Origin of the sequence: Saccharopolyspora sp. 6M (assembly GCF_020176775.1) — a bacterium.
Taxonomy (GTDB): domain Bacteria; phylum Actinomycetota; class Actinomycetes; order Mycobacteriales; family Pseudonocardiaceae; genus Saccharopolyspora_C; species Saccharopolyspora_C gregorii.
The window spans coordinates 1-8,608 of record NZ_JAIUJZ010000106.1 but is presented as its reverse complement, the minus strand read 5'-3'; the positions used below and the strand labels follow the sequence as shown (position 1 = coordinate 8,608).

General features: G+C 72.1%; 7 protein-coding genes. 2 read left to right on the top strand and 5 right to left on the bottom strand.

What is annotated here, in order from left to right; translation table 11 throughout:
- Window positions 1-238 precede the first annotated feature (238 nt).
- From LCD31_RS15705 to ctaD, 5 genes are all read right to left on the bottom strand, one after another.
- Window positions 239-1,087 carry a TIGR03619 family F420-dependent LLM class oxidoreductase gene (locus LCD31_RS15705; protein WP_224959018.1) on the bottom strand — a complete coding sequence of 283 codons (849 nt, stop codon included), beginning with the start codon at window positions 1,085-1,087 and terminating at the stop codon, window positions 239-241.
- 192 nt (window positions 1,088-1,279) lie between these two features.
- The gene (locus tag LCD31_RS15700) at window positions 1,280-2,053 is read right to left on the bottom strand and encodes a peptidyl-tRNA hydrolase (protein ID WP_224959017.1); all 774 of its coding nucleotides are present in this window, start codon (window positions 2,051-2,053) and stop codon (window positions 1,280-1,282) included.
- A gap of 116 nt (window positions 2,054-2,169) precedes the next feature.
- Window positions 2,170-2,616, bottom strand: a complete 447-nt coding sequence (locus tag LCD31_RS15695; RefSeq protein ID WP_224959016.1) for an SRPBCC family protein — start codon at window positions 2,614-2,616, stop codon at window positions 2,170-2,172.
- A 58-nt stretch (window positions 2,617-2,674) separates the two neighbouring features.
- On the bottom strand, window positions 2,675-3,910 hold the full coding sequence (serB, locus tag LCD31_RS15690; RefSeq protein ID WP_224959014.1) for a phosphoserine phosphatase SerB: 1,236 nt from the start codon (window positions 3,908-3,910) through the stop codon (window positions 2,675-2,677).
- Between the two features lie 162 nt (window positions 3,911-4,072).
- Window positions 4,073-5,848: a cytochrome c oxidase subunit I gene (ctaD, locus tag LCD31_RS15685; protein WP_224959013.1), complete on the bottom strand. Its 1,776-nt coding sequence runs from the start codon at window positions 5,846-5,848 to the stop codon at window positions 4,073-4,075.
- A gap of 354 nt (window positions 5,849-6,202) precedes the next feature.
- On the opposite strand from ctaD, the gene LCD31_RS29590 reads away from it, so the two are divergent.
- Both LCD31_RS29590 and LCD31_RS15675 read left to right on the top strand, forming a co-directional pair.
- Entirely contained in the window at window positions 6,203-6,919 is a 717-nt protein-coding gene (locus tag LCD31_RS29590) for a DUF305 domain-containing protein (RefSeq protein ID WP_224959012.1), read from the top strand.
- A 466-nt stretch (window positions 6,920-7,385) separates the two neighbouring features.
- Window positions 7,386-8,288 carry an SDR family oxidoreductase gene (locus LCD31_RS15675; protein WP_224959011.1) on the top strand — a complete coding sequence of 301 codons (903 nt, stop codon included), beginning with the start codon at window positions 7,386-7,388 and terminating at the stop codon, window positions 8,286-8,288.
- The last annotated feature ends 320 nt before the right edge of the window (window positions 8,289-8,608 follow it).

Genomic DNA, 8,608 nt, shown 5'->3' with positions numbered 1-8,608 from the left:
GGGGGGGGGGGGGGGGGGGGGGGGGGGGGGGGGCCCCGCGGCGGGGCCCCCCGGCCCCGGTCGCCCCCCTGGGGCGATCGACGCGGCCGGCGGGCGGTCCACCCGCCCCCTCGCGCCGGTCTCCGCAGGTCTCCGCCGCCGGGCACCGAGTGAAGCGCCTCCGGCGCGTCCGCGGGCGCGTCGCTCGGCGTTCGACGGGAGAACCCTCACCGAAGCGCCGGGGCGCTGCTCGAACGGGTCAGGACCGCCCGATGCCGAGCCGTTCGGCGTGCCGCGCCAAGTAGCTCCGCACGTCGTCGGCGGGCGCGTCGGGCAGTCCCCAGATCGCTTCCGCGACACCGCAGTCGGCCCATTCCGCGAGCAGGTCCGGCGTGGGCTTCCGGGTGGCCAGCACGCGGATCTCCGGTGCGCCCGCCCGGCCCGCCTCGGCCCAGGCCGTCCGCAACCGGTCCGCACCGCCGGGCACGTCGGTGTCGGCGGGGGTGGTGATCCAGCCGTCGGCGTGCGCGGCGATCCACGCGAAGGTCTTCGGCCCGGCGCCCGCCCCGATCAGCACCGGGATGCGGGACGGTTTCGGGTAGGCCCAGGACGGCCCGAAGCGCACGAACTCGCCGGAGTACTCGGCCTCCTCCTCGGTCCACAGCGCGCGCATCGCCTCCAGGTGCTCGCGCAGCGCGGTCCGGCGCCGGTGCGCGGGCACCTGGTGGTCGGCGAGCTCGTCGGTGTTCCAGCCGAACCCGGCTCCCAGCACGACCCGGCCGCCGGAGAGCAGGTCGAGCGAGGCGATCGTCTTGGCGAGCGCGATGGGGTCGGATTCGACGGGCAGCGCCACCGCCGTGGCCAGCTCGATCCGGGTGGTGAGCGCGGCGGCCGAGCTCAGGCTCACCCACGGGTCCAGGGTGCGCAGGTAGCGGTCGTCGGGCAGGTCGGCGCCGCCGGTGCCGGGGTGCGCGGCGGTGCGCTTGATCGGGATGTGGGTGTGCTCGGGGACGTAGAAGGTGTCGAACCCGGCCTGCTCGGCCGCCTGCGCGGCCTGGCCCGGGGTGATCCCGCGATCGCTGGTGAACAGCACGATGCCGTGGCGCAACGGACTTCCCCTCTCCCGCGTCGTCGCGTGGAAGGAGCCTGGTGGGGTATCGACCCTAGCAAGCGTTCGGTCGAGCGCCCAAGGACCAGGAGCGGAACCGTTGCGGCACAGGGGAATCCCGAAGGTCGAGCACGCGGACTACGTTCGGCGCGGCGCCCCGGTGACCGGCGCGGACCCGCGCCGCGGGAACCGTCAGCGCCACTGCCCGAGGACGGTCACGGTGCCCGGGTCGACCTCGGTGAACCCGGCGTCGCGGACCGCGGCCACGCCGTCGCGGCGCCACGCCGTCTCCGCGTCGTCACCGGGCAGCAGCCGCGCCCAGGTCGCCGGGTCCGCGGTCCGCACCGAGCAGGGCAGGCCGGCCGCCGACCAGCGTGCCACCTCGTGGGCGCGGCCTTCGCCGTGCAGCAGCGCGGCGAGGAACATGGTGGCGTGCCCGACCTGCGCGGCGGACTTGCCCGCGCTCATCGGCACGTGCGGGTTCAGCCACAGCACCGGCGCGTCCGGGCGCGGCGGGCCCGGTTCGTCGGCGTCGAGTTCGCTGCCGGAGATCTGCAGCCGGGTGAGCTCCTTCGGCATGTCGGCGACGCGCGAGGGCAGGAACGCCCGCACCTCGGCGCCGTCCACCTCGACGGTGCGGCCGGGGAGGTCCTGCACGGCGGCCCAGTGCGCGCCGCGGGCCCGCCGGGACACCTTGCGGATGCGGCCGGAGGTCCAGCGGTGCAGCTGCTCGTGCCACTCCCCGCCGGGCTCGGCCCGCTCGTCCAGGCACACCGCGAGCGCGGCGGAGGCCGCCGCCTCCAGCAGCGCGGTGCGGCCGGGCGGGGTGCCGCGTTCGATGCGCAGCACCATCGGCATCAGCACGACCTCGTCCGGGTCCTCGTCGGAGGTGTCCGCGGTCGCTTCGGTGGGCATCGCCAGCCAGGAGGCGTAGCGGGTGAGCAGGGGGTCGAGCACGTCGGGCACCCCCCGATTGTCCCCTGCTCCCGGGCCGCGGCGGTGGCGACGGATCTCTCATTCCGCGGCGGCCGGCGGCGCGGGCGGACCGTTCGTGCGGGGCGAACGGTCCACCGGCTCCGGGCTCACGCCTCCGCGGTGGCCTTGAGCCGTTGCAGCGTCTTCTCCATCCCGCCCCGGAACGAGGCGGCGAGCTTCTCCTCGCCCCCGGCCAGCCGGTTGAGCGTGTTCACCACGAACTTCTTGCTCTTCGAGGTGTCGCGCTGCTCGGTCACCACGGTGCCGTCCCCGTCCGGGGTGAGCAGGTAGCGCCACACGGTGTCGTGCGCGGTGGTGCGGAAGGAGAACTCGCGGCCGCGTTCGGCGCTCTCGATGACGTTCGGCGTCGGGAAACCGGTCTTGTTGAAGCCGATGAACCTGGCCCCGGCGACGGGTTCCCGCACCTTCCCGCGCCAGCTGCAGCGCCACAGGTCCGGACTCCACTCCGGCATCCGGGTGATGTCGGCGAGCAGGTCCCAGACCTTCTCCGGGGCCGCCTCGATGCGCAAGGACACCTCGTCCACGTCGGTCATCTCCGTTCGACTCGTGATCTCCACCCGTCAACGACCGCGACGCGGACGGGGTTCCGGGTCACGCTTCGAGCGGAACGCGCCGCAGCACGCCGTCCTCGGCGTCGGCGAGTTCCACTTCGGCGCGGGTCACGCCGAGCACGAACAGGATCGCGTCGAGGAACGGGTGGGACAGCGCGGTGTCGGCCACCTCGCGCAGCGCGGGTTTCGCGTTGAACGCGACGCCGAGCCCGGCGGCGGAGAGCATGTCGATGTCGTTGGCGCCGTCGCCGACGGCGACGCACTGCCCGGACGGCACGCCGAACTCGGCGGCGAACCGGCGCAGCGCACGGGCCTTGCCGGGCCGGTCGACGATCTCGCCGATGACGCGGCCGGTGAGCTTGCCGTCGACGACCTCCAGCTCGTTGGCGGCGCTGAAGTCCAGCCCGAGCTCGGCGACGAGGTGGTCGATGATCTGGGTGAACCCGCCGGAGACGACGCCGGTGTGGAACCCGAGCCTGCGCAGGGTGCGCACGGTGGTGCGCGCGCCGGGGGTGAGTTCGAGGTCGGCGGCGACCTCGTCGAGCACGGTGGCGGGCAGCCCTTCGAGCACGGCGACGCGCTCCCGCAGCGACTCGGCGAAGTCCAGTTCGCCGCGCATGGCGCGCTCGGTGACCTCGCGGACCGCTTCTTCGCAGCCGGCCTTGGCGGCGAGCATCTCGATGACCTCGCCCTGGATGAGCGTGGAGTCCACGTCGAACACGACGAGCCGCTTGGCCCGCCGGGTCAGCCCGGCGCGCTCGACGGCCACGTCCACGCCGAGCCCGGCGGACAGGTCGCCCATCTCGGAGGTGAGCAGCGCCCCCATCTCGTCGCTGGAGTCGGGGGCGGTGACCTGCAGTTCGAGCCCGGTGACCGGGTAGTCGGCGACGCGGCGGATGGAGTCGATGTTGACGTTCATCGCGGCGAGTCGGCGCGCGACCTCGGTGAAGCTGCGGGCGGACACCGGGTGCCCGAGCACGACGACGACGTGCGTGGCGGCCCGCTTCGCCGGGTCGCCGTCGGGCGCGCCGATCAGCACGTCCACGGCCATGCCGACGGTGGCCATGGCCTGCTCGACGGCTTCCTGGAGGTGTTCGGCGTCGCCGTCGGTGGAGACCAGCACGCCGAGCACCAGCCGGTCGTGGATGACGACCTGTTCGACGTCGACGATGTCCACCCCGTGCGCGGTGAGGGCGGCGAACAGCACGGAGGTGACCCCCGGCTTGTCCTGCCCGGTCACGGTGATCAGCACGGTGGTGGGTTTCGGCGTGCTCACGGCTGCCGGCACTCCTTTCCGGTCGGGAACACGAGAAACCCCGGCAGACCTGGGGTCTGCCGGGGCTCGTACTTCAGAGCCGACTCACCTTGGCACAGCGGTGCGGTGCGGCGGTAGCGCGCACGTCACGTTGCGCTCCCGCGGTGCCGCCGGTGGGTGCGGTCACTTCTCCCTGGCGTCGCGGTCCCCGCCCTGCTCGGGCGGCGTGACGGCCTGGGCGGCCTTCTCCGAGGGGGCGGCGTGCGCCAGCGGCTTGCCGGTGAGGCCGACGTGCGCTTCGAGGCGCATCCGCTCCGCGACGTGCGGGTAGTGCAGCTCGAACGCCGGGCGCTCGGACCGGATCCGGGGCAGCTCGGTGAAGTTGTGCCGCGGCGGCGGGCAGGACGTGGCCCACTCCAGGGAGTTGCCGTAGCCCCACGGGTCGTCGACGTCGACGATCTCGCCGTACCGGTAGCTCTTGAACACGTTCCACAGGAACGGCAGCATCGAGGCACCGAGGATGAACGCGCCCACGGTGGACAGCGTGTTCAGCGCGGTGAAGCCGTCGGATTCCAGGTAGTCCGCGTACCGCCGGACCATGCCCTCGTTGCCCAGCCAGTGCTGCACCAGGAACGTGGTGTGGAAGCCGATGAACGTCAGCCAGAAGTGCAGCTTGCCGAGGCGCTCGTCCATCATGCGGCCGGTCATCTTCGGGAACCAGAAGTAGATCCCGGCGAAGGTCGCGAACACGATGGTGCCGTAGAGCACGTAGTGGAAGTGCGCCACCACGAAGTACGTGTCGGACACGTGGAAGTCGATCGGCGGGGCGGCCAGCAGCACGCCGGTCAGACCGCCGAACAGGAACGTCACCAGGAACCCGACGCTGAAGATCATCGGCGTTTCGAAGGTCAGCTGGCCGCGCCACATGGTGCCGATCCAGTTGAAGAACTTCATGCCGGTCGGGATGGCGATGAGGAACGTGGTGAACGAGAAGAACGGCAGCAGCACCGCGCCGGTCGCGTACATGTGGTGCGCCCACACCACGACCGACAGCGCCGCGATGCCCAGCGTCGCGTACACCAGGCCGGTGTAGCCGAACAGCGGCTTGCGGCTGAACACCGGGAAGATCTCCGAGACGATGCCGAAGAACGGCAGCGCCACGATGTAGACCTCCGGGTGCCCGAAGAACCAGAACAGGTGCTGCCACAGGATGACGCCGCCGTTGGCGGGGTCGAACACGTGCGCGCCCAGCTGCCGGTCCGCCAGCAGACCCATCAGGGCCGCGGTCAGGATCGGGAACGCCATCAGGATCAGCACGCTGGTGACCAGGATGTTCCAGGTGAAGATGGGCATCCGCCACATCGTCATGCCCGGTGCGCGCAAGCAGACCACGGTGGTGATCATGTTGACCGCACCGAGGATGGTGCCCAGACCGGAGACGGCCAGCCCGGCGACCCAGAAGTCCGCGCCGTGGCCCGGCGAGTGCAGGGCGTCCGAGAGCGGGGTGTAGGCGAACCAGCCGAAGTCCGCGGCACCGCCCGGCAGCAGGAACCCGCTGACGACGACCAGCCCACCGAACAGGTAGAGCCAGTAGCCGAACGCGTTCAGCCGCGGGAACGCGACGTCCGGCGAACCGATCTGCAGCGGCAGGATGTAGTTCGCGAAGCCGAACAGGATCGGCGTCGCGTACAGCAGCAGCATGATCGTGCCGTGCATCGTGAACAGCTGGTTGTACTGCTCCTGGGACAGGAACTGCATCCCGGGAACGGCCAGCTCCCCGCGGATCAGCATCGCCATCAACCCGCCCACGATGAAGAACGCGATCGAGGTGACGAGGTAGAGGATGCCGATCTGCTTGTGGTCGGTGGTGCGGAACATCCGCGCCAGGAACGACCCCTTGACCGTTTGGCGCGCCGGATAGGGGCGCGTGGCTATCGGCTGTGGCGCGACGGCCGTCACGGTGCCTCCTGCACTGTTCCTCGTGATTGCGCGGACCCGCTGGCGGGACCGCCCGACCCGGTCGGGTCGGCGCGTCGGCTGCGACGCGCCCAGGAATCAGGTGGCCTGCGCCCGGCACGATCGCTGCCGTCTGCGGATAGTAGTCCGGCCGCCGCGTGCTCCTGCGGCCGGGCCGTAGCCACCCTAGTCATCGCTTCGCGCAAGGTCACCTGCGGTGAGAGGCAGGCGACACCGCGCGTCGGACACGACGTCGGCGCACCCTGGCGGCAGGGGGCTCCCCGATCGTTAGCCTGGAGCCCGACAGCCCGGCCGCCGACCGGCCGGAGACGATCACCAGCTCGGGAGAGGGCGGACGTGCAGCGAACCTCGTTCGATCGTTCCCCCAGGTCGCGGCCGCGCGACCGGCCGGGGCCGTCCGCGCCGCGAGCCCGGCTGCGGGTGCTCGCCGGGGCCGCGCTGACCTGCGGACTCGTGCTCACCGGCTGCGGCCCCGCGGAACAGCCCGCTCCCCCACCGCCCGCGCCCGCCGCGGCGCCGCCCGGCGAGGACGACGCGACCGACGGGGACGAGGTGTCGGACGACGAGGACCCCGGCGTCGAGGAACCCGAGGACGCCTCGCACACCGGCACCGACCAGGAGTTCGCCCGCCGGTTGCTCGCCCACCACCAGCTGCTGCTGGAGATCAGTTCACTGGCCCGCGAGTCCGGCGACCCGCGGGCCGCCCGGTTCGCCGAGCGCATCGCACCGGAGCGGCAGGCCGAGGCCGACGAGCTGACCGCTTGGCTCACCGCCGTCGAAGGCGCCCCGTCCGGCAGCGCCCCCGAAGACCTCGTCACCGAGGACGACGAGCAGTCCGGGCTCCCGCACCCCGACCTGGTGGAGCGGTTGCGCACGGCGCGCGGCACCGAGTTCACCGCCCCGTTCAAGCAGGCGGTCTCCGAGCTCTACGGCTGTTCCGAGCAGCTCGCCCAGGCCGAGATGCAGGAAGGTTCCGCCGCGCAGATGCGCGCGCTGGCCGAGCGGGTCCTCGACGAGCACGACGGGGAGCGCGCCGAGCTGGCCGCGCTCTGAGCCCGTGGTGAACGGACCGTTCGTCCGGTCCGGTTGGACGAACGGGCCGTTCGCTGCGCGCTCCTCGTCCCTCCTCCGCCCGAGGCCGGCCTCGCCATGACCGCGGGTGAACGGCCTGTTCGTCCCATCCGCTTGGACGAACGGACCGTTCACTCGATGCCCTCGCCGCTCCTGGCACCGACGGCTCCCCGCGCACCGGATCCCGGGTGAACGGACCGTTCGTCCCATCCCGTTGGTCAGACGGTCCGTTCACTCCGCATCCAGCGGGGCGGCGCCGGCGTCTCGGCGATCTCCGGGTGCCCCGGGTGAACGGACCGTTCGTCCGGTCCGGTTGGACGAACGGTCCGTTCACTCCACCTCGCTCCGGTGCGGTTCCGCGCGCGTCGCTGGACCTACCGAAAGTAAGCTACTGGCGGTAGGCTACTTCGGAGTAGGTGAAGGTCCGCCCAGGAAATCGGGAGCGCGCATGCCGTCAACGACGCCCGGCAAAGTCGTCCTCATCACCGGTGCCGCCCGCGGCATCGGAGCGCAGACCGCGCGGGAACTCGCCCGACGCGGCGCCACGCTGTCGCTGATCGGACTCGAACCCGACGAGCTCAAGGCCGTCGCCGCCGAACTCGGCGGGGGCCACACCTGGTTCGAGGCCGACGTCACCGACCCCGACTCGCTGCAGACCGCCATCGACGGCACCATCGCGGCCCACGGCCGGCTCGACGCGGTGATCGCCAACGCCGGCATCGCGCCGCTGGGCACCGTGCTCAACGGGGACCCGCACGGGTTCACCAAGACCGTCGACGTGAACCTCAACGGCGTCTTCCACACGGCGCGGCTCGCGTTGCCGCACATCATCGAGCAGCGCGGCTACGTCCTGATCGTGTCCTCGCTGTCGGCGTTCGCGCCGATCGGTGGCATGGCCGCCTACACCGCGAGCAAGGCGGGCGCCGACGCGCTGGCCAGCGCGCTGCACTCCGAGACCCAGCACCTCGGCGTCGCGGTCGGCACCGCGCACCCGTCGTGGATCGACACCGACCTGGTGCGCGACATGAAGACCGACCTGCGCAGCTACAGCGAGATGCGCAAGCGGCTGCCCTGGCCGATGCACGCCACCACCACCGTGGAGAAGTGCGGCACCGCGTTCGCGAACGCCGTGGAGCGCCGCTCGCGCCGGGTGTACGTGCCGCGCTCGATCATGCTGATGCACTGGCTGCGCAACCTGCCGTCCTCGAAGCTCGTCGCCCGGCTGATGGCGCCGTCGCTGCGCAAGATCATGCCGCAGATGGAGGCGGAGGTCGCCGCGCTGGGCCGCTCGTTCAGCGCCCGCAACCAGGCGCTCCAGGGGAAGCCGAAGGACCCGGCCGACAAGAGCTGACCAGAGCTCCATCCGGTGGCGCGCCGCCGGATGGTTCCCGGTGGCCGGGCGGAAGCTGGTGCGGGCCGCCCGCCCACCGAGGTCACCCCGCGCCCTTCGACCTTCGAGTGAACGGCCCGTTCGACCAACCAGATCGGACGGACGGTCCGTTCACCCCTTCCCGTTCGCCGCCCCGAAGCGCCGAGCCCCGAGTGAACGGCCCGTTCGCCCAACGGGACGGGACGAACGGTCCGTTCACCTCGTCCAGACCGCCCCCAGCGCGCCGAACCCCGAGTGAACGGCCCGTTCGACCAACTAGACCGGACGAACGGTCCGTTCAC